Source organism: Bradyrhizobium diazoefficiens (assembly GCF_016612535.1).
Taxonomy (GTDB): domain Bacteria; phylum Pseudomonadota; class Alphaproteobacteria; order Rhizobiales; family Xanthobacteraceae; genus Bradyrhizobium; species Bradyrhizobium diazoefficiens_C.
In genome coordinates this window covers 933,674-954,013 of sequence record NZ_JAENXS010000002.1, presented here as the reverse complement: position 1 = coordinate 954,013, position 20,340 = coordinate 933,674, and the positions used below count along the sequence as shown (strand labels likewise).

Genomic DNA, 20,340 nt, shown 5'->3' with positions numbered 1-20,340 from the left:
CGCAGCCGCGGTGAAACGCAACCCGTTTTTCCGCGTCCGTCGGTCAGTGCGGGCCGCTATCGCGGTCGCGCTTCTCGAGCTCGTTCAAGAGCTTTTCGAGATGGGTCGGGAGCCGCGGATCGGGACGAAGATTCTGCTGGAGCCGTTCGCCCACGGCATCGCGAATCGCGCGGCTGGTGCGCCGGTCGATCTGTTCGCTGTCATTGGCGAAAAGGCTAGTCATTTGTCTTGGTTCCGTGTTGGCGAGTAACGACATGCTACCAAGTCATTGGCGTCCAAATTGTTTCGCGAGTTTTTGGGGAGGACTGGCATTCTAGTAAAAATTGTATGAATTCTGGGTTGCTGCCCAAAAACAAGGCCCCAGCGGGGGGAACGCCGGGGCCTCTCTTGGAAGGTGCCGTGGGGGGCCGGCACCTCTGGAAAGTACTTTTTGGGAAGGTGCTGTCGGGCTCAGTAGCAGCGGTTGATCAGCCGCCAGCGCGGTCCCCAGGGGGTCGGGACCAGCCGGCGCGCATAGCAGCCGCCATAGCCGTAAGCGACAACCGGACCGCCGACATAGAAGCGCGGTCCACCCCAGCCGTAGCCGTGGTGCCAGCCGCCACCGTGCCAGCCCCAGCCGCCATGCCAGTGAGCGGAGGCGGAGGTCGGAGCCAGCGCGGCACCCAGCGCGACTGCGGCGACTGCAGCAAGCGAAAGTTTCCTCAACATGGTGATCTCCTCAAAACTATCGGCGCGGGGTTATCGCGTCGATGAAAAGGCCGCCGAAACGGTGCGCCTCGGGAGGAGGCTTTGGTTTCGATGGATCTGACGTTACGCCAGCGAGGCTGAACCAAACCCTGCCAAGGCCTTCAGATTGGGTTCATCTGGGTGAAATCGTTGTAATCCATGTTGGAATTCGGCCGGGAATTCGGGTCTTGGCCTGCGGCGAAGCGCCCGTGGGCCGATCCGGCCGCAGCTTGCCGTATCGCGACGGCGCCGATATAAGCCCCGCAACTCCGAACCACCAATTTCTCTTCAAGGACAAGATCATGGCCATCGAACGCACTTTCTCGATCATCAAGCCCGACGCGACCGCGCGTAACCTGACCGGCGCCGTGAACGCTGTAATCGAGAAGGCGGGTCTGCGCATCGTCGCCCAGAAGCGCATCCTCATGACCAAGCAGCAGGCCGAGACCTTCTATGCCGTCCACAAGGCCCGCCCGTTTTTCGGCGAGCTCGTCGAATTCATGACCTCGGGCCCCGTGGTGGTCCAGGTCCTGGAAGGCGAGGGCGCCGTCGCCAAGTACCGCGACGCGATGGGCGCGACCGATCCGTCGAAGGCGGCCGAGGGCACCATCCGCAAGCTCTATGCAAAGTCGATCGGCGAGAACTCTGCCCACGGTTCGGACGCCCCGGAGACGGCTGCGATCGAGATCGCGCAGTTCTTCTCGGGCAACGAGATCGTCGGCTGATTCACAGCCGATAAATCGACGGGGCGAAAGGACGTAGCGTGAACTGGCTCTGGCAGTTCTTCGATCCCACCACGATCGGGGCATTCTTCACCCAGTTCCGCAATGAGATGGCCGAGCCGACCTTCTGGATCGCGGTCGGCAAGATCATCTGGATCAACATCCTTTTGTCCGGCGACAACGCGCTGGTGATCGCGCTCGCCTGCCGCGGCCTGAAGCCGCGGCACCGGCTGTGGGGCATGGTGTTCGGTGCGGGCGCCGCGGTGCTGCTCCGGATCATCTTCACGGGCATCGTCGCCAGCCTGATGGAGCTGCCGTACCTCAAGCTGGTCGGCGGCCTCGCGCTGATCGTGATCGCGGCCAAGCTGCTGGTTCCGGAAAACGAGGACGAGGACGGCGTCGAGTCCGCCTCGCATCTGTGGCAGGCGGTGCAGATCGTCGTCGTCGCCGACATCATCATGAGTCTGGACAACGTCATTGCGGTGGCGGCCGCCGCCAATGGCAGCGTGCCGCTGCTGGTCCTCGGCCTTGCCATCAGCGTTCCCTTGATCGTCGCTGGTGCCGCACTGATCATGACGCTACTGGCAAAACTGCCGATCCTGGTCTGGGCCGGTGCGGCGCTGCTCGGCTGGATCGCGGGCGAGGTGATCGCGACCGATCCCGGCATTGCGCCGAAGCTGCATTCGCTGTTCGACGGCCCGCTCGGCGGATCGCTGGACAAGATGCTCGGAAGCCTGCACATCCCGCCGCAATTCGCCCATGGCGGCGGTGGCGCCGAATATGTTTGTGCGGCGCTCGGCGTCGTCGTCGTGCTGCTGGCCGGCTCGATCTGGCGCCGGCGGAGCATGAGCCAGGCTGCGTTGGAGCACGCCAAAGCTTCCGCCGAATAAGCCCCAATTAGTTGGAAGCGGCGACTAAACTTTCGCTATCCCGCTCGTCTGAGGGCTTGGCCACCTTCGCTGCATCCACGGCTTTCTGTAGTACAAGAGGCCGTAGACCCCTCCGACCTCCGTGGTGACCATGTTCCTCTCGTTTTTCCCCCGGCCCAAGCTGTTCTTTCTCTCGGCCATCGCTTGGACGGCATTGGCGATGCTGGTCTGGTATGGCTTCGCGAGCAATCTGTTTGAAGCAACTCAAAGGCCGGTTGGGTTGGCGACGTTCTGGTCAGCGCCGGCTCTTTGGTTCGACCTCTATTTTGCCGTATGCGCCGTGGCCTTCGCGGCTGCCTGGATGCTGTTCGCGCCGCATCCCTGGGCGAACTGGTCCATTCTCGGTTCCGCGCTGATCCTGTTCACGTCCTATTTCCAGGTCCAAGTCAGCGTCGCCATCAACAGCTGGTACGGACCGTTTTATGACCTCATCCAGGCCGCGCTGTCGAAATCCGCGCCGGTCACGGTCGAGCGGTTCTACGCTGAATTATCGACCTTTGCCGGCATCGCCCTTGTGGCGGTCGTGGTCGGCGTGCTGACGCGATTCTTTGTCAGCCACTACATTTTCCGCTGGCGGACGGCGATGAACGACTTCTACGTCGCAAACTGGTCGCGGCTGCGCACCATCGAAGGCGCCTCGCAGCGGGTGCAGGAAGATACCATGCGGTTCGCGACCACCATGGAAGGTCTCGGCGTCAATCTGATCAGTGCCGTGCTTACGCTTCTGGCCTTCCTGCCCGTTCTCGTGAAGCTGTCCGGCAGCGTGACGGAGCTACCCCTGATCGGCTCGATCCCCTATCCGCTGGTGTTTGCTGCCGTGATCTGGTCGGTGTTTGGCACCGGCGTATTGGCGTTGATCGGCATTCGCCTGCCTGCGATCGAGTTCTTCAACCAGCGCGTCGAAGCCGCCTATCGCAAGGAACTTGTGCTCGGCGAGGATGATCCGGCCCGCGCCGATCCACCGACACTGGGCGTGCTGTTCGGCGACATTCGCAGGAACTATTTTCGCCTCTATCTGAATTTCATGTATTTCAACATCGGTCGCATTGTCTACCTGCAGACCGACGTCATCTTTCCGTACCTCCTGCTCGCACCGACGATCACCGCCGGCAAGATCACGCTGGGAACGATGAACCAGATTTTGAACGCGTTCACGCAGGTCCGAACCTCGTTTCAGTATCTCGTCAACGCCTGGAGCACGATCGTTGAGCTGATCTCGATCTACCAACGGCTGCGGAGTTTTGAGGCCAAGCTCCATGGCGAGCCGCTGCCCTCAATCGAGACGGAAGCCGCGCCGCTGGGATGATGCTTGCCGGTTGCGGGACGGCATTGGTATGAGAGGCAGCGATCTGCGGGGGCCGGGCGCGACGCCAAGTTCATCGTCCAGTGCTCTCTGCGTCGCTCAGGGTTTTAAGAAACGCGACGATGTCGTCGATCTCGCTCGCCGACAACGCCGGCTGGTCCGCGGCGCGCGCGCCGAAGGGCGGTTCGCTGTTGATGTTGCGCTGGTATTGCGTGGGCACGTCGTCGTACTTGCGCATCTTGCCGTCGGTGTCGCGCGGATACCATTTGCCCGGATCGGTGTCGCGCTCGACGTAGAACGCGACAGCCTCGCGCAGGCTATGCACCGTGCCGTTGTGGAAGAATGTCGAGCGTAACGCGACGTTGCGCAGCGACGGGGTCCGGAACAGGCCGCAGAATTCTCCGCGTCCGGCAAGATCCAAACGCAACGGCCCGCAGGCGCCGAGATCATGAAAGCCTGGGTCGGCATTGGCCGCGATATGGCCATTGCGTGGAACGCCGATGGCAATCAATCCGTAATCGGTGAATTGCGGCGGTGTTCCGTCATTACCGGGCGCGCTACGATGGCAGTTTGCACAATTGCCTTTGGCCGGATCGTTGAACAGCGTGAGCCCGCGCTTTTCTTGCGGCGAGAGTTGCGCGCGACCGGCGAGGTAGGCGTCGTAGCGGCTGCTGTATGGATAGAATTCCGCGGCGTTCTGCTGGTAGACTTCGAGTGCCTCGACCACGCCGGCAAAGGTCCGCTCGGAATCATCGAAGATCGCATCACCGAAAATCCTGCGCATGTCGCTGGAGTAGCCGGCCTTGCGCACCTTTGCTGCGACATCGGCGGCTGCGTCATTTGCCATTTCGAACGGCGACAGCAGCGGCAGGCGAGCCTGATCGCGGCGGCGGTCGACGCGACCGTCCCAGGTCAGCCCGCCGGTCGGACCATTGTCGACGCTCGGGTCGCCTTCATCATCGGACTCATAATAGTGCTCGGCGAATTGCGGCACCGCCTGAAGATATTTCAGCGACGGCACGGCGCGCAGACCGGGCTCACGCATGGTTTTTCCGCCCAATTGGACATCCAGGCTGTTGGGCGGCCCATAGGCAAACCGTGGATCGTGACATGTGGCGCAGGCCAAACGTCCGGACGCGGACAGGGACGGATCGGCGAACAGCTTGCGGCCGAGCGCGTCAAGCGCGGCTGCCCGGGCATAGGCTTGCGCGCGGCTCAGGCCGGCACCTCCGTTCTGCGCGGGGGCGCGGGCGCCGCTGAAGGTGACGGCAGCCAAGAGGACGAGAAGCAGTGCTCGTCCAACGGCACATGCACTCATGCATCATCCTCTAAGGCTGTCGCGAATAGGACGGGATTTTCGCTGGCGGCCGCTGCTCACGCGGGCGCCAGTTGCGGTATTTGACAGCATCGTTGTCTCAGCGGATCGCGTTCATCCAGCCGCCATATAACCCCGGTTTAATGTTGTCGTTGCTGGTTGCTTTGTGACCTGAGACAAAGATCGCACGCCGCCGTTTCATTTGTCCATCGAGGGGGATGCCGTGAGGATCGCTATTCATTTGGCATTGCTGGCAGGCATTTTCGTCCTGGCTGAGGGGGCGCGCGCGCAGGCACAAGCACAAGGCTCGGGCATCGCCAGCATCGAAACAGTGGTGGTGATCTACGCAGAGAACCGCAGCTTCGACAATCTGTACGGATCATTCCCGGGTGCGGATGGGCTGGCGAACGCGACGCCTGCCAATTCGACCCAGGTCGACCGCGATGGATCCGTGTTGAAGGAATTGCCGCCGGTCTGGGATGGGTTGACAGCCAAGGGCGTCACGCCGGTCGTGACCCAGGCGCAGACCGAGCACTTGCCGAACATGCCGTTCGCGATCGACGATCCAAATGGCTTCAACACGCCGCTTGGCGTCACCACGCACGACCTCTGGCATCTTTTCTATCAGAACCAGATGCAGATCCATGGTGGCAAGAACGACCGCTTCGTGGCCTATGCGGACTCCGGCGCGTTGGTGATGGGTCGCTACGACGGCTCGAAGCTGCCGCTCTGGAATGTCGCTAAACGATACGTGCTCGCCGACAATTTCTTCCAGGGGGCGTTCGGCGGCTCGTTCCTCAATCATTTCCAATTGGTGTGCGCCTGCACGCCGGTCTATCCGAATGCCGACAAGAGCCCGGCCCAAAAGCTGATCGCGGCGGTCGACCCCGATGGCGTGTCGCTGACGCTTGCGCCCAATTCGCCGGGATCGGCGATCGACGGTATCCCAAAATTCGTCAACAACGGCGCCATTACGCCGGATTTCTACGCCGTGAATACGATGCAGCCGCCCTATCAGCCGAGCAACAACAAGCCGGCCCAGAACGGCGACCCGCGCTTTGCCGATCCGGACGCGCCCAACACGCTGCCGCCTCAGCACGACATCACCATCGGTGATCTCTTGAGCCTCAAGGGCGTGAGCTGGGCCTGGTATGCTGGCGCATGGCAGGATGCGGTTGACGGCGGCCGCGGCAAGCCGGTGCCGAACTTCCAGTTCCATCATCAGACGTTCAACTACTTCGCCCAGTTTGCACCGGGCACGCCGGCGCGCGCCGACCACCTCAAGGATGGCGGCATGAACGGGGTCGAATTCGTCAAGGCGATCGACGCCGGCACGCTGCCACAGGTCACCTTCTATAAGCCGCAGGGCAATCTCAACGAGCACGCCGGCTATACCGATGTGATGTCGGGAGATCAGCACATCGCCGACGTGATCGCCCATCTGGAAAAAAGTCCGCAATGGCCGCACATGCTCGTCCTCGTCACCTATGACGAGAACGGCGGGTTCTGGGATCATGTCGCCCCGCCGAAGGCCGATCGCTGGGGTCCCGGATCGCGCGTCCCGGCGTTGATCGTCTCGCCGTTCGCCAAGAAAGGTTATGTCGATCACACCCAGTACGACACGACGTCCGCATTGCGCTTCATCACGCGGCGATTCGACCTGCCCGTCCTGCCAGGGCTGGTGGCGCGCGATGCCGCGCTCAATGCGAACGGACATCCGGCCATGGGCGATCTGACCGCGGCGTTAACGTTCTAAATTTAGCGCCGGACGATCGAGCCTGATCGGCCGATCAGGCGGGCGAGCTGCTTGAAGCGGCTGCCGACGCGGTCGGCGACGAGATCGCCGAGCCTGTGCTCGAACACCAGCATCAGATTGCGCGCCTGGCTGCGGAAATGCGTGGCGGGCAGCACGCCCGGCCGCGCCGCCGAGATCAGATGGGCGACGCGGAACGCCGCGCCGAGCAGGCGGGCGCGTTCGAGCTGCGCCGGCGTCAGCAATTCCTGCATGGTCAGCGGCGGCTGGTTCTCTTCGCTCAAGCCGGCATAACGATAGAACACCGACAATCCGACGAAGGCGCGCTCGCGGTGATCGATCGCGCCGAAATTGGCGTTGACCACGAGGCTCAGCGTCTGCTCGCCGCGATGGTCGGGGTGCACGCGCCAGCCGATGTCGGAGAGCAGGCAGGCGGTGTGGCGCAGGCGGCGGTCCTCCGCGGTCTCGCGCAGCTTCACGACGCGCGCCAGCCGATCGGTCCAGGCGATCAGCTCGCGGGCATGCCGTGCAGAGCGCGACAGCAGCTGGTTCAGCTCTTCGGCCGCGCAGATCAAGCCGTCCTTGCTGCGCTCGGCCTCCGGCAGCTTCTCGTGCAGCAGGCCCTCGCGCACGCCGAAGGTCGAGAACACGATGGTCTTCGGCTTCGCCACGCGAATGACGTGCTCGAGCACCAGCGCTGCGTAGGTGAGGAGAGGGCGCCGCGCATCCGCGACGACCTCGATGTCGGCCAGCATGTCGACGGCGGCGAGGCGCCGCAGGCGGCGGGCAAAATCGAGCGCTTCGGCGGCGGCAATGGAATAGCCGTGCATCACCTGGAGCGGATAGCCGCTCTGGATGATGTGGATCCGCGCGAGCGCGCGCCAAGTGCCGCCGACGGCGTAGAAGGTGCGGCCGCGCCCGGCAGCGAGCTGCGGCACCTCGTCGATCGCCTCGCGCACGATGCGGTCGGCGCGCTTGAGAGATTTGTGGGCGAGGTCCTGGAGCGCGAGCCCGCCGAGCGGCAGCGTCACGCCGCTGCGGACGCTGTTCCGGCGCACGTCGATCAGCTCCAGCGAGCCGCCGCCGAGATCGCCGACGATGCCGTCGGGATGATGGATGCCGGAGATGACGCCGAGTGCCGACAGCTTCGCCTCGCGCGGTCCCGACAGGATCTCGATCTTCACGGCGCAGATGCGCTCGGCTTTCGCGATGAAGTCGGGACCGTTGGAGGCGTCGCGGCACGCAGCCGTTGCGATCGCGAACACGCGGCCGACTTGCATCACGCGGCACAGCGCGCGAAAGCGCTTGAGCGAGGTCAGCGCCTTGTCGACGGCGTCGGGTGCGAGCAGGCCCGTGCTCTGCACCTCACGCCCGAGGCCGCACAGCGTCTTCTCGTTGAAGATCGGAATCAGGCTCCGTGTCAGTCCCTCGTAGACGACGAGACGAACCGAGTTGGAGCCGATGTCAATGACCGCGACGCTAGCGCCACGCTTGCGCGGCCGTTTCACGGCAGTCTCCGGTCAGGACTGATGGCGTTCGTTTCGGCGCGTGAGACGGCGCGGCGAGGATTCCTTGAGCGACTTTCCACGGCCAGACAGACTCGGATTTGTCATGAAGTAGTTGTGCAGGTTGAAAGGCTCCTCACCTTTCGCGGTCTTCATACGCGTTGAGGACCCGTCCGGCAACAATTGCCAGCTCTGCTCATTGTCCTTCAGGTTCGCGACCATGATCTGTTCGAGAACCTGCTGATGCACCGTCGGATTTTGCAACGGACAGAGCACCTCGACGCGACGGTCGAGGTTGCGCGGCATCATGTCGGCCGACGAGATATACACAGCAGCTTTCGTACTCGGCAGGCCCTGGCCCATGCCGAAGCAGTAGATTCGGCCGTGTTCCAGGAAGCGTCCGATGATCGACTTGACGCGAATGTTCTCCGACAGGCCGGGGATACCGGGACGCAGGCAGCAGATACCGCGCACCACGAGCTCGACCTGGACGCCCGCCTGTGAGGCCTCGTAGAGCGCGTCGATGATGTCGGGGTCGACCAGCGCATTCATCTTCATCCAGACCGCGCCCGGCTTGCCATGACGCGCGTGCTCGGTCTCGCCCTGGATGTGCTCGATGATGCGCTTGCGCAAGGTCAGCGGTGACACCGCCATCTTTTCCAAATCGCTTGGCGCTGCGTAGCCCGTGATGAAGTTGAACACGCGCGCGGCGTCGCGGCCGATGGTGGGTTCCGAGGTGAAGTAGGAGAGGTCCGTGTAGATACGCGCGGTGACCGGGTGATAATTGCCGGTGCCGGTGTGGACGTAAGTGGTGAGGCTGCCGCCCTCGCGGCGGACCACCATCGAGAGCTTTGCGTGGGTCTTCAATTCGAGGAAGCCGTAGACGACCTGCACGCCGGCGCGTTCGAGGTCGCGCGCCCAGCGGATGTTGGCCTCCTCGTCGAAGCGCGCCTTCAATTCGATCAGCGCGGTGACGGATTTGCCGGCCTCAGCCGCTTCCGCCAGCGTGCGCACGATCGGCGAGTTGTTGGAGGTGCGATAGAGCGTCTGTTTGATCGCGACGACATCGGGATCGCGCGCGGCCTGCTGCAGGAACTGCACCACCACGTCGAAGGATTCGTAGGGGTGATGGACGACCAGGTCCTTCTGCCGGATCGCGGCAAAGATGTCGCCGCCATGCTCGCGCACGCGCTCGGGATGGCGCGGCACGTAGGGGGTGAATTCGAGGTCGGGCCGGTCGAGCCGGGTGAGTTGCGAGAGCTCGTTCATGGCGAGCACACCGTCGACCAGGAACACCTCGTCGTCGGCCGCCGACAGCGCATGCTGCACGAAGCCGCGCAGCTCCTCTGGCATCTTGGCGTCGATCTCGAGCCGGATCACCGACCCGCGGCGGCGCCGCTTCAGCGCGGTTTCGAACAGGCGGACGAGGTCTTCGGCCTCCTCCTCGATCTCGAGTTCGGAGTCGCGGATGATGCGGAAGGCGCCTTGACCGTGGAGACTGTAGCCGGGGAACAGGCGGTTGATGAACAGGCCGGTCGCCTGCTCCAGCGAGATCAGGCGCACCACCTTGCCGTCGGTCGGCAGGCGGATGAAGCGGTCGATCTTGCCGGGCATGCGGATCAGCGCGTTCATCGGCTTGCCGTCGACGGAGCGCGTGAGCTGGAGCGCGATGGTGAAGCCGAGGCTCGGGATGAAGGGGAAGGGGTGGGCCGGGTCGATCGCCAGCGGCGTCAGCAGCGGGAACACGTTGTTGAGGAAATAGTCCTCGAGCCAGGTCCGCTCGGCCTTGGTGACCTCCTTGCCATCGACCAGCACGATGCCGACGTCGGCGAGTGTGCCGCGCAGGCCGGCCCAGATCGCCTGCTGGTCGGAGGCAAGCTGCGAGACGGTGCGGTTGATCAACGCAAGTTGCTCGGTCGGCGTCAGGCCGTCGGGCGCGCGCTCGGCAATGCCCTCGCGGATCTGGGCCTTGATGCCGGCGACGCGGACCATGAAGAACTCGTCGAGGTTATTCGCCGATATCGACAGAAATCGCACCCGCTCCAGCACGGGGTGGCTGGGATTGACCGATTCCTCCAGGACGCGCCGGTTGAAATGCAGCCAGGACAGCTCGCGGTTGATGAAGCGCTCGGGGCTCGAGGCGATCGCCGGCAGGCCCTCAGTCTCCGTGGCTTTCTCTTTTGTTTCAATAGTTTGCGCGGAGTCCATGAGAAGTCGGTCCATCCAGTTCGCCCCAATTTGCGACTTACGCGCAAAACCGGCCGGAGCATGTGTTAGCGCGATGACGTTTCGATGACATTGATGTTCCGCCGGCCCGCCCCGTCAAGCGGCCCAAGCGGACCAAAAGGGCACGCGGGGGCCTGGTCAGGGGTCCCGAAGCAGCTCTGCGGCGAGCGCCCGCGTGACGGGGCGGCCGAGCCGCAGGGCCTCCCCATCGAGCAGTTCCACAGCCCTCCGAGCAGCGGCCGACGACCGCTCCAGCCGGGTCGCGAGATAGCTCACAACGCTTTCGTCCACGTTGAGCTGGCGGTCGGCGCAGAACTTGACGATCAGGCCGCGGAACAGCTGGTCGTCAGGCGGCAACAGCGAGATCACCGGAATCGTCCGAAAGCGGGAGCGCAGGTCGCGGAGCTCGACCTCGATCGCCGCTGGCGCCTCGCGTCCGGTGAAAAGCATATAGGCGCCGTCCTCACGGGCGAGGTTCATCAGGTGGAACAGGGCGCGCTCGTCAAAATCCCTGGCCTTGAGATCTTCGACCACCAGCGCGCCGGTCGCGAGCGCACCAGGGACGGCGGCGGCGGTCAGCGCATTGGCCGTGGTCGAGCGGGCGCCGGCCTCTTCGGCCCAGATCGCGGCCAGATGGCTCTTGCCGCTGCCTTCGGGGCCGGCGAGCCACATGACCCGGTTCGGCCATTCCGGCCAGCCGTCGATCAGGGCAAGGCCGGCCGCGTTGGCGGGGCCCTCGAGAAAATTGTCCCGGCTGAGGCTCTCCGCATGCGGAAGCGAAAACGCCAATTGTCGGGGATGAACGCGGCCTGCCACGCTTGCTTTGCTCCGTGCCGGCGTGCCGGCTTCATTTGAAGAGAATAGACTTCATCGAGCTGGAGTTGGCCTTTTGCAGGGCCGTCCGAGCTCATTTGACCTCGATCGTGCTCATGTGCCGCAGCCACCCGACGAGATAGAGCGACACGGAGGACAGCGTGAACACCGTAACGAGGCCCATCAGGATGATATCATAGGGCGTCAGCCTGAAGCCGAAGGCGAGCGAGGCCAGCACCAGCGCCGCATAGGCCACCTGCGCCGTGGTGTTGAGCTTGGAAACCATGGACGGCTTCATCTCGACCGGCTTGTCGAACAGCCAGGACACGATCACGGCGGTGACGATCATGATGTCGCGCGACACCACCAGGATCACGATCCAGCGCGGAATGTCGCCCCAGATGCCGAGCGCGAGGTAGATCGACACCAGCAACGCCTTGTCGGCCAGAGGATCGAGCAGGGCGCCGAGCTCACTCGTCATGTTGAAGCGCTTGGCCAGGAAGCCGTCGACGGCGTCGCTGATGCCGGCGATCAGGAAGACGGCGAAGGCCATCTCCATTTCGCTCGACACGATGGCCCAGACGATGATCGGGACCAGCATGATGCGGCCCAGGGTAATGATGTTCGGAATACTCACGCGGCGCTTCCCGGCACCCGGCCTGACCTCGAATCCGGCCCGCCTGAAGGCTGAACCGGTTGATATCTACATACTATAGGGTGGGCCGCCACGCTTGCCATTGCGCGTCCCCGGAATTCGACGTAACCAGCCGCAAACCCACTGGAAATCGGGCATGACCGACCGCAAAAACGGCCTCACTTACGCCGATTCAGGCGTCGATATCGATGCGGGGAACCGCCTGGTCGATCTGATCAAGCCATTGGTGCGCGCCACCGCGCGGGCCGGCGCCGATGCCGAGATCGGCGGCTTCGGCGGCCTGTTCGACCTCAAGGCGGCCGGCTTCAAGGACCCCATCCTGGTCGCCGCCACCGATGGTGTCGGCACCAAGGTCAAGATCGCGATCGAGACCGGCCTCCATGGCGGGATCGGCATCGACCTCGTCGCCATGAGCGTCAACGACCTCGTGGTGCAGGGCGCCGAGCCGCTGTTCTTCCTCGACTATTTTGCCTGCGGCAAGCTCGATCCGGAAGCGACCGCGCAGATCGTTGCTGGAGTCGCCGAAGGCTGCCGCGAGTCCGGTTGCGCCCTGATCGGCGGCGAGACCGCGGAAATGCCCGGCCTCTACAAGGATGGCGACTACGATCTCGGCGGCTTTGCCGTCGGCGCCGCCGAGCGCGGTACGTTGTTGCCGCGCAAGGACATCGCCGCGGGCGATGCCGTGATTGGCCTCGCCTCGTCGGGCGTGCATTCCAACGGCTTCTCGCTGGTGCGCAAGATCGTGGAGCAGTCCGGCCTCGGCTTCGAGGCGCAGGCGCCATTTTCACCCGTCATGACCCTGGGCGGCGCGCTGCTGACGCCGACGCGGCTCTACGTCAAATCCTGCCTGCGTGCGATCCGCGAGACCGGCGCGGTGAAGGGACTTGCCCACATCACCGGCGGCGGTTTTACCGACAACATTCCCCGCGTGCTGCCGAACCATCTCGGCGTCGGCATTGACCTCGCGCGCCTGCCGGTGCTGCCGGTGTTCAAATGGCTGGCAGCCCAGGCCGGCATCGCCGAGCTCGAGATGCTGCGCACTTTCAACTGCGGCATCGGCATGATCGCGATCGTCGAGCCGGACAAGGCCGACGAGGTCGTGCGGGTCTTCACCGAGGCGGGCGAGACCGTGGCGCAGCTCGGCACCGTGATCCCGGCCGAGAGCGAGCACCGCGTCGTCTATAACGGCCATCTCGATCTGGCGCTGTGATGAAGCGCCGCGTCGCCATCCTGATTTCCGGCCGCGGCTCCAACATGTCCGCCTTGATCAAGGCCGCGGCCGCGGCGGATTTTCCGGCGGAGATATCGCTGGTGATTTCGAACAAGGCCGATGCGCCCGGCCTCGAACGCGCCAAGGCGAGCGGCGTGAAAACACAGGTGATCGAGAGCAAGCCGTTCGGCAAGGATCGCGCCGGCTTCGAGGCGGTGCTGCAAGCCGCCCTCGATCAGCATGGCATCGAGCTGATTTGCCTCGGCGGCTTCATGCGCCTGTTTACGGCCGAGTTCACAAGAGCCTGGTACGGGCGGATGCTCAACATCCACCCCTCGCTGCTGCCGTCCTTCCCAGGCCTCGACCCGCATGGCCAAGCTTTGCGCGCCGGCGTCAAACTGTCTGGCGCGACAGTTCACTTCGTCATCCCTGAGACCGACGCTGGCCCGATCGTGATGCAGGGTGCGGTGCCCGTCAGCGATCACGATACGGCGGCCACGCTGTCGGAGCGCATCCTCGAAGTCGAGCATCGCATCTATCCCGAAGCGCTTCGACTGCTGGCGATGGATAAGGTCCGGATCGAGGGCGACGTCTGCAAGACGGCGGGAAGCGGACCGTCAGAGAATTTTCTGGTCTCACCGGTGGCGACCTGAGGCGCGGTTACGCGCCGCAACCTATCACGTCGTCCCAAAAACAAAATCCCCCGGCAGAGCCGGGGGCAACGTCATGTTCTCTCGCGCGTAAGCTTGAGAGAAATCAGGAGACCTTGAGGTTTTCCGCGGATGCTTTGCCGCGGTTCTCCACGAGGTCGTATTCAACCACCTGATTTTCATTGAGGGTGGAGAGTCCGGCACGCTCGACGGCCGAGATGTGGACGAATACGTCCTTGTCGCTGCCGTTCGGCTTGATGAACCCATAGCCCTTGGTCGGGTTGAACCATTTGACGGTGCCCTTTTGCGGCATCGCTAGTCTCCTCCGTGAGATACAAAAAAGACGCGGCCGCTTTTCGCGTGCCACGTCACAAACGGGCTTCCGGAAGTCTGTTCGAGTCTCATTGTCGCGAAACGCACAGCCGAGCGGCCAATTCCGATTGTGTGGGATATTCCAACACGAAAACCGCGCGGTAGCAAGCCGCGTGCGAATTTCAAGACCAGTCCGAAGCGGTCTCGCAGCAATTTGCGACCTGTGGCAGCGGAACCACAATCGAGGGCAATAGCCTCCGGAATAGCGTGCCAACCGGTTGACCCCCCGTGGCAGTTCGGCACAAATCGCCGCAGGCGCCGCAGCTCGTGTTGCATTTTTGCGCGCCGCCACTTTGCTTTGGGATTAGTTGCCATGCGCTGCACCTCGCAGCTTTCCGGGACAGGGCAGACCATTGGGCTGAACCGGGTTCGCCGGATCGCGGCTGCGATCGCCGTGGCCTTTGCGCTGGTCCTCGGAATGTCGGCGACGCCCAGCTTCGCGCAAGCCCCGAGGCCCAGGCCGTCGCCGACCCCGGAGCCGATCTCGATCAATTCCGACCTGTCGGCCGGCAACACCACGCTCGATCTCGGTTCGGGATTCCTGGAGCGGCTCGGTAACCAGGCCTCCGGGGGCATCAACCGGGTGTCACGGACAAATGCCGGCGGCGGTGGCGCTTCGGAGAGCACTGAAGATCCGCGCTATCGCACCTGGTACGAGGGCTACGGCATTTCGGTCCGGACCGACGCGCAGGGCGATTTCGTCGGCGACAAGCGCAAGACGTTCGGCGGCGTCGCCGGTTTCGGTGCGCGGGTCGCGCCGGGCGTCAATCTCGGCTTCTCCGTCGATCAGAGCCATACCGACATCGACGTGCCGCTCGCGCTGCAGTCGGCGACGCTCGACCTCACCCAGATCGGCTTCAACGGCTCCGTCGACAAGGGACCGTGGACCTGGGCCTTCGCGGTGGTGCACGGGTTCGGCAAGGTCCATTCCAGCCGCGACACCGGCTTTGGCCTCGCGACCGCCGGCTACCACGCCGCTGTCGACGGCGCACTGACCGAGATCAGCTATTACTGGACCAAGGACCAGATGCGCGTCGTGCCCAAGGGCGCGCTCGAATATGTGCGGGCCACCGGCGCGGCGTTCCGGGAGGCCGGCGGTCTCGATCCGCTCAACGTCGGCTCGAGCGCGATTGCGCGCGCGCGCGTCTTGATCGGCGCCGAGATCGGGCGCTACTTCATCTTCGACCAGAAGATCCTGGACCTCTCCGCCTACGGCAAGTTCGTCGACAATTTCTATCAGGACCTCGGCTCGGTCCAGGTCAGCCTCGGGACTCAGAGCATCATCGTTCCCGGCATCGGCGAGAGCCGTTACGGCATGGACGCCGGCGCGTCTGCCTCCCTCAGCCTGACCAACACTGCGCGACTCTACGTCAACTACGACGGCAAGTTCCGCAACGAGCTGACGTCGCACCAGGGCACGATCGGCTTCGAATACCGGTGGTGAAGTGCCGCTCGTTGGTGTTCACGTCGGCATCGCCGCGACATAGCCCATCAATCCGAATCCCTCGCGTGTTGCAGTCATCATCGGCACCAGCGCGTTCGGATGGATGAACTCGTCGCGGAAGCAGGGATAGGTTTTGGGATCGAATATCTTCTTCAGCCAGTCGACCACGATCTTGTGCCGCTCGGAGGTGCGGAACTCCTTGTGATAAGTGAGCCAGAGGTCGGCGTGGTGGCTGACGCCGAGGTCGACGGCGACAAGCGGCACGCCGAGCGCGATCGACGCCGTCGGCAGGAAGCCGATGCCGGCGCCGCGCTCGACCGCATAGAGCACGCCGACCGAGGAGTTGGTCTTGATCCCGACGATGCCCTCCAGAGATTTCAACCCGAGTACGCGGGCATAGGCGCTGTCGTCGACTTGCGGCGCGCTCTGCTTGATGATGCGGTGGCTCGTCAAGTCGGCGAGGGTCGCCGGCACGCCGTAGAGATCCGCATACTGCTTGGAGACGAAGGGATAGATGTGCAGCCGGCCGAGCTTGGCGACGATGAGATCGGAGTTGGTCGGCGGCTCGAGCTGGATCGCGATGTCCGACTCCAGTCGCGCAACGTCGGCCTGCTCCATCGCGCAACGCAGATCGACGGTGATCTTGCGATAGGTCTTCTGGAAATCGATCAGCCGCGGCAGGATCCAGAAATTGCCGGGACCTTCAGTCACCGCGACGCGCACGGTGCCCGACGTGTCGTTCGACGAGCGCGATGCGCGCCGGAAGACGTTGAAGGCGTGACGCTCCATGTGCGCAACGTCTGCGATCATCGCGGTACCTTCGTCGCTGAGCGTGAGCCCGCTCTGGTCGCGCAGGAAAAGCTTGCAACCGATGCTGTCTTCGAGCCGGCCGATCCGGCGCATCAATGTGGTGGAGGTGAGCCCGAGCTCTTCGGCGGCGTTGCGGAAACTTTTAAATTTCGCGCAGGCTAAAAAGAGTTTCAAATCGTCCCAGGACGCATTTAGCGCTTCTTCATGGTGCTGCATCAATGCAGCACCCCGGTGCAATACTTGCTGCATACTCCTGATCTCCAGCCGCTAAGCTTTTCCTCATAGCGGCGTACAAAACCCATGAACGATAGAGGGACGACATGAGTATGGAAAGGGGCTCGTTTGCCGCGAGGCATGATTTCGATGCCTTGCCGCTGAGCCCCGAGGTGGATGTCCGTTGCGCGCAATCGACCGAAATCGCAGCACTTTCGGAAATGGCATACCGGCTGGTGCCCGGCGTGCAGATCGGGGCGATGGAGCTTGCGAAATATTTCGCCTTCGATCCCCAGAGCATCCTGACGTTCACCCGGAAAGGCAATCTGCTCGGCGGCATGGCCTTCTTGTTCCTCAACGACCGCGGACATGATGCACTTCTGCTCGACGACATCACTCTGACCGCACCGGACGTACGCCATCTTGCCTCGGCGAACGAAGAGGTTTCGGCGATCTACATCTGGGCGATCGCCGCGACCGGTCGCGGCATCGCCGGTCTCGGCAAGGCCGCGGCTCATCTGCGTCAGATAAGATTCCGCGGCGCGGACTGCTATGCGCAGCCATCAACCGTGGCCGGACGCGAAATCATGAGGGCGACCGGATTCGGGCCCGTTTCGAGCTTCCAGCCCGACCTCTGGTGTTACGCGCGTCCCTGGAATCGGCAGCCGATGCGCATGCCGGGCGCGATCATCCAAGCAAGGAGTTTTGCAGATGCACGGCACTAGGATTCCCCTCGCCAAGCCCGACTCCCGCGCCATCACCATCCGGCTTGCGCGCGATCCGAGCGACCTCATGCTGGTCACGGCCATTCGCTCCGCGGTCTATCTTGCCGAGCAGGATTGCCCATTCGACGAGGAGTTCGACGGCAACGACATGGTGGCCGCGCATTTCATCGGCTACATCGGCAACGAGCCTGCGGGCTGTTTGCGCGTGCGTTTCTTTGGCGACTTCGCCAAGGTGGAGCGGCTCGCGGTGCGTCACCAATATCGGCGCTCGCGCATCTCGTTCAAGCTTGTGCAGGCAAGCGTCGACTATGTGAAGCGCAAGGGTTTTCGCAAGATCTACGGCCAGGCGCAGGACCGGCTGGTCGATTTCTGGGCTCATTTCGGCGCCAAGCCGCTCGGTCACAACCGCAAGATCACCTTCTCGGATTTTTCCTACACGGAAATGCTGCTGGAGATCGAGCCCGGGCCGGATGCCATCACGCTGGACAGCGATCCCTACGTGATCATCCGCCCCGAGGGCGATTGGGACCGGCCGGGCGTGCTCGATGCCTCGGCGGGCCGGGCGGTGAGTTCGCCGCTGCGGGATCTCGCGCTCGCCGACCGCTGAAACTGGCGCAGCTCCGCGCAAGACGATGCCGGTCTCCATCTACGATCCGCTGGTCCTGGTCTGCGCGGATCTCCAGGTCGAATATCTGACTCAGGGGCGCGGCCACGTCATTGTCGACGGCGGCGCCGCCACGGCGCGCTGCCTCGCGCTTCTGGAACTGTGGCGCAACAATCGCTGGCCGGTGATGCACTTGAAGCGCATCGCGCAGGCGGCGTGGTTCAATCCGTCATCCAGGCTGACGGATTGGATTGCGCAGGCGCGGCCCCAGCCGGGCGAGATGACGTTCGAGCACCCGTTGCCCTCGGCCTACAGCTCGTCGCGGTTCGTGGACCACATGTCCAGTATTCGCAATCTGCATTGCGTGCTGACGGGCTTTTCCCTCGACGAGACCATCCTGGCTACCGTCGTCGAAGGATTTCACCGCAGCCACCGCTACCAGGTGGTCAACGATGCCGTGGCCTGCCGACAGCCGGGCACAGGCGAGGCGGCCACCTACCAACAGTCGGTGGTGAATGTCATCGCGAACTTTGCTACAATCCAGTCCAGCGCCGAACTGATCAGAACCAGCGGCGCCGTCGCGGTCTAGGCAGACGCGATCGGCGGATGGATGGGGTGGGACATTGTCTCGGGAGGACGAGCTCAGGGAACTGGCTAGCGATCTGTCGCGTGCCGTCGAGACGGCACGCCGGGTCGGTCTGCCTACGACCGTCTATCTGTTGTCGATGGCGCTGGTCGAGGTGAGGGAGGCCGCGGCCGACGAAGAGGGGCACGACGACGGCGCGGCCTGAGCGCGGTTTTGTGTGCGGCTTTGTGCATCGCTGCTGAGCGCTTGCTGCCGACGAATTGGCGTTGCAAGTTCAGCCCCATCGCAATAGCCAACTCATGTTGGCCGCGCCGGCCACGTGATCGTAAGGGATCCCGCAAATGTCCATGCTGCCCAACTCGCAAGAAGCCCGGGATGTGGCGTATCAGCTCCACGCCTATACCAACGCGCGTGCGCATCAGCAGGCCGGTCCGCTGGTGATCGAGCGCGGCGAGGGACCTTACGTGTTCGACGCGGCGGGCAAGCGCTATTTCGAGGCGATGGCAGGCCTGTGGAGCGTCGGGCTCGGCTTCAACGAGAAGCGGCTGGTTGACGCCGCGCACAAGCAGATGCTGGCGCTGCCGTTTTACCACACCTTCTCGGCCAAGTCGCACGGGCCCTCGATCGACCTCGCCGAGAAGCTGGTGGCGCTCGCGCCGGTGCCGATGAGCAAGGTGTTCTTCACCAATTCCGGTTCGGAGGCGAACGACACCGTCCTGAAGCTGATCGCCTACCGCTCCAACGCACTCGGCCAGCCCCAGCGCAAGAAGATCATCAGCCGCATGCGCGCCTATCACGGCGTCACCATCGCGTCGGCAAGCCTCACCGGCCTGCCTAACAACCACCGCTCGTTCGACCTGCCGCTGCCGAACATCCTGCACACGGGTTCGCCGCATTTCTACAAGGACGGCGCGCCCGGCGAGAGCGAGGAGGCGTTCGCGACGCGCCGGGCCGAGGAGCTCGACGCGCTGATTCAGAAGGAAGGACCGGATACGATCGCGGCCTTCTTCGGCGAGCCGGTGATGGGGGCGGGCGGCGTCGTCGTGCCGCCGGCGACCTATTGGGACAAGATCCAGAAGGTTTTGAACAAGTACGACATCCTGCTGATCGCCGATGAGGTGATCTGCGGCTTCGGTCGTACCGGCAAGATGTTCGGCTGCGAAACCTACGGCATCAAGCCGGACGCGATCGTGGTCTCCAAGCAGATCACCTCGAGCTATTTCCCGTTGTCGGCGATCATCATGAACGACCGCATGTTCGAGCCGATCGCGGACGAGAGCAACAAGATCGGCGTGCTCGGCCACGGCTTCACCGCCGGCGGCCATCCGGTCGGCTCGGCGATTGCGCTGGAAAACCTCAAGATCATCGAGGAGCGCGGCCTCGTCGCGCATGCCGCCGAGCTCGGCGGCTACATGCAGGGCAAGCTGCGCGAGCTCACCAGCCATCCGCTGGTTGGCGAGGTCCGCGGCGTCGGCATGATCGCAGCGATCGAGCTCGTGCTCGACAAGGGCCGCAAGACCGCGGCCGTCACGCCCGGCGCCGTCGGCGGCATGGCGAGCCGCATGCTCCAGGAGCGCGGCGTGATCTCGCGCAACATGCTCGATGCCATCGCCATCTGCCCGCCGCTGATCGTCACCAAGGCCCAGATCGACGACCTCATCGGCGCGATATCAGGCGTGCTGGATGACATGAAGCCGGAAGTGGCGAAGCTGACGCCGGCGTAAGGTCGGCGTTTCATCGTAAGCTGTGCGCATCGTCGGTGTCGTCCCGGCGCAGGCC

At 63.8% G+C, this 20,340-nt stretch carries 21 protein-coding genes; 12 read left to right on the top strand and 9 right to left on the bottom strand.

Translation table 11 applies throughout. The features are described 5' to 3' along the window. Window positions 1-43: 43 nt before the first annotated feature. Both JJE66_RS21405 and JJE66_RS21400 read right to left on the bottom strand, forming a co-directional pair. Window positions 44-223, bottom strand: a complete 180-nt coding sequence (locus JJE66_RS21405; protein WP_200516489.1) for a hypothetical protein — start codon at window positions 221-223, stop codon at window positions 44-46. A gap of 227 nt (window positions 224-450) precedes the next feature. Further along, window positions 451-708, bottom strand: a complete 258-nt coding sequence (locus tag JJE66_RS21400; protein WP_200516488.1) for a sulfur globule protein precursor — start codon at window positions 706-708, stop codon at window positions 451-453. A gap of 320 nt (window positions 709-1,028) precedes the next feature. Between JJE66_RS21400 and ndk the strand changes: the two genes are divergently transcribed. The 3 genes from ndk (at window position 1,029) to sbmA (ending at window position 3,683) form a co-directional block, all read left to right on the top strand. Then, the gene (ndk, locus tag JJE66_RS21395) at window positions 1,029-1,451 is read left to right on the top strand and encodes a nucleoside-diphosphate kinase (protein ID WP_200516487.1); all 423 of its coding nucleotides are present in this window, start codon (window positions 1,029-1,031) and stop codon (window positions 1,449-1,451) included. Window positions 1,452-1,489: 38 nt separating this feature from the next. Then, on the top strand, window positions 1,490-2,338 hold the full coding sequence (locus JJE66_RS21390; protein WP_200516486.1) for a TerC family protein: 849 nt from the start codon (window positions 1,490-1,492) through the stop codon (window positions 2,336-2,338). 130 nt (window positions 2,339-2,468) lie between these two features. Further along, the gene (gene sbmA, locus JJE66_RS21385; protein WP_200518629.1) at window positions 2,469-3,683 is read left to right on the top strand and encodes a peptide antibiotic transporter SbmA; all 1,215 of its coding nucleotides are present in this window, start codon (window positions 2,469-2,471) and stop codon (window positions 3,681-3,683) included. Between the two features lie 70 nt (window positions 3,684-3,753). Here the strand turns inward: sbmA and JJE66_RS21380 are convergent, their stop codons facing one another. After that, the gene (locus JJE66_RS21380; protein WP_200516485.1) at window positions 3,754-4,998 is read right to left on the bottom strand and encodes a cytochrome-c peroxidase; all 1,245 of its coding nucleotides are present in this window, start codon (window positions 4,996-4,998) and stop codon (window positions 3,754-3,756) included. Window positions 4,999-5,263: 265 nt separating this feature from the next. Here JJE66_RS21380 and JJE66_RS21375 point away from each other — a divergent pair, with 265 nt between their 5' ends. Then, window positions 5,264-6,751 carry an acid phosphatase gene (locus tag JJE66_RS21375; RefSeq protein WP_246756629.1) on the top strand — a complete coding sequence of 496 codons (1,488 nt, stop codon included), beginning with the start codon at window positions 5,264-5,266 and terminating at the stop codon, window positions 6,749-6,751. A 2-nt stretch (window positions 6,752-6,753) separates the two neighbouring features. On the opposite strand, the gene ppx is transcribed toward JJE66_RS21375, so the two are convergent. The 4 genes from ppx to JJE66_RS21355 all read right to left on the bottom strand — a co-directional run bounded on the left by ppx (window position 6,754) and on the right by JJE66_RS21355 (window position 11,929). Further along, window positions 6,754-8,256 (bottom strand): exopolyphosphatase, encoded by a 1,503-nt coding sequence (gene ppx / locus JJE66_RS21370; RefSeq protein ID WP_200516483.1) that lies wholly within the window; start codon window positions 8,254-8,256, stop codon window positions 6,754-6,756. Between the two features lie 12 nt (window positions 8,257-8,268). Beyond that, entirely contained in the window at window positions 8,269-10,461 is a 2,193-nt protein-coding gene (locus JJE66_RS21365) for an RNA degradosome polyphosphate kinase (RefSeq protein WP_200518620.1), read from the bottom strand. Between the two features lie 156 nt (window positions 10,462-10,617). Further along, window positions 10,618-11,295, bottom strand: a complete 678-nt coding sequence (locus JJE66_RS21360) for a DnaA ATPase domain-containing protein (RefSeq protein WP_200516482.1) — start codon at window positions 11,293-11,295, stop codon at window positions 10,618-10,620. A gap of 91 nt (window positions 11,296-11,386) precedes the next feature. Then, complete coding sequence (locus tag JJE66_RS21355; protein WP_200516481.1) at window positions 11,387-11,929, bottom strand: CDP-alcohol phosphatidyltransferase family protein; 543 nt, start codon at window positions 11,927-11,929, stop codon at window positions 11,387-11,389. A gap of 154 nt (window positions 11,930-12,083) precedes the next feature. On the opposite strand from JJE66_RS21355, the gene purM reads away from it, so the two are divergent. Both purM and purN read left to right on the top strand, forming a co-directional pair. After that, on the top strand, window positions 12,084-13,157 hold the full coding sequence (gene purM, locus JJE66_RS21350) for a phosphoribosylformylglycinamidine cyclo-ligase (protein WP_200516480.1): 1,074 nt from the start codon (window positions 12,084-12,086) through the stop codon (window positions 13,155-13,157). Continuing rightward, window positions 13,157-13,810 carry a phosphoribosylglycinamide formyltransferase gene (purN, locus tag JJE66_RS21345; protein WP_200516479.1) on the top strand — a complete coding sequence of 218 codons (654 nt, stop codon included), beginning with the start codon at window positions 13,157-13,159 and terminating at the stop codon, window positions 13,808-13,810. Before purM ends, purN begins: the two co-directional genes overlap by 1 nt. A 103-nt stretch (window positions 13,811-13,913) precedes the next feature. Here the strand turns inward: purN and JJE66_RS21340 are convergent, their stop codons facing one another. Further along, on the bottom strand, window positions 13,914-14,120 hold the full coding sequence (locus tag JJE66_RS21340; protein ID WP_007591938.1) for a cold-shock protein: 207 nt from the start codon (window positions 14,118-14,120) through the stop codon (window positions 13,914-13,916). A gap of 372 nt (window positions 14,121-14,492) precedes the next feature. On the opposite strand from JJE66_RS21340, the gene JJE66_RS21335 reads away from it, so the two are divergent. Continuing rightward, window positions 14,493-15,623: an autotransporter outer membrane beta-barrel domain-containing protein gene (locus JJE66_RS21335; RefSeq protein WP_200516478.1), complete on the top strand. Its 1,131-nt coding sequence runs from the start codon at window positions 14,493-14,495 to the stop codon at window positions 15,621-15,623. 18 nt (window positions 15,624-15,641) lie between these two features. Here the strand turns inward: JJE66_RS21335 and JJE66_RS21330 are convergent, their stop codons facing one another. Beyond that, window positions 15,642-16,682, bottom strand: coding sequence for a LysR family transcriptional regulator (locus JJE66_RS21330; protein WP_200516477.1), 1,041 nt, complete (start codon window positions 16,680-16,682; stop codon window positions 15,642-15,644). Window positions 16,683-16,753: 71 nt separating this feature from the next. Here JJE66_RS21330 and JJE66_RS21325 point away from each other — a divergent pair, with 71 nt between their 5' ends. The 5 genes from JJE66_RS21325 (at window position 16,754) to JJE66_RS21305 (ending at window position 20,285) form a co-directional block, all read left to right on the top strand. Beyond that, entirely contained in the window at window positions 16,754-17,371 is a 618-nt protein-coding gene (locus tag JJE66_RS21325; protein ID WP_200516476.1) for a hypothetical protein, read from the top strand. Beyond that, window positions 17,358-17,978 carry a GNAT family N-acetyltransferase gene (locus JJE66_RS21320; RefSeq protein ID WP_200516475.1) on the top strand — a complete coding sequence of 207 codons (621 nt, stop codon included), beginning with the start codon at window positions 17,358-17,360 and terminating at the stop codon, window positions 17,976-17,978. Before JJE66_RS21325 ends, JJE66_RS21320 begins: the two co-directional genes overlap by 14 nt. Before the next feature lie 25 nt (window positions 17,979-18,003). Next, window positions 18,004-18,564 (top strand): isochorismatase family protein, encoded by a 561-nt coding sequence (locus JJE66_RS21315; protein ID WP_200516474.1) that lies wholly within the window; start codon window positions 18,004-18,006, stop codon window positions 18,562-18,564. A 34-nt stretch (window positions 18,565-18,598) separates the two neighbouring features. Beyond that, window positions 18,599-18,766: a hypothetical protein gene (locus tag JJE66_RS21310; protein WP_200516473.1), complete on the top strand. Its 168-nt coding sequence runs from the start codon at window positions 18,599-18,601 to the stop codon at window positions 18,764-18,766. Between the two features lie 136 nt (window positions 18,767-18,902). After that, window positions 18,903-20,285, top strand: a complete 1,383-nt coding sequence (locus JJE66_RS21305; protein ID WP_200516472.1) for an aspartate aminotransferase family protein — start codon at window positions 18,903-18,905, stop codon at window positions 20,283-20,285. The last annotated feature ends 55 nt before the right edge of the window (window positions 20,286-20,340 follow it).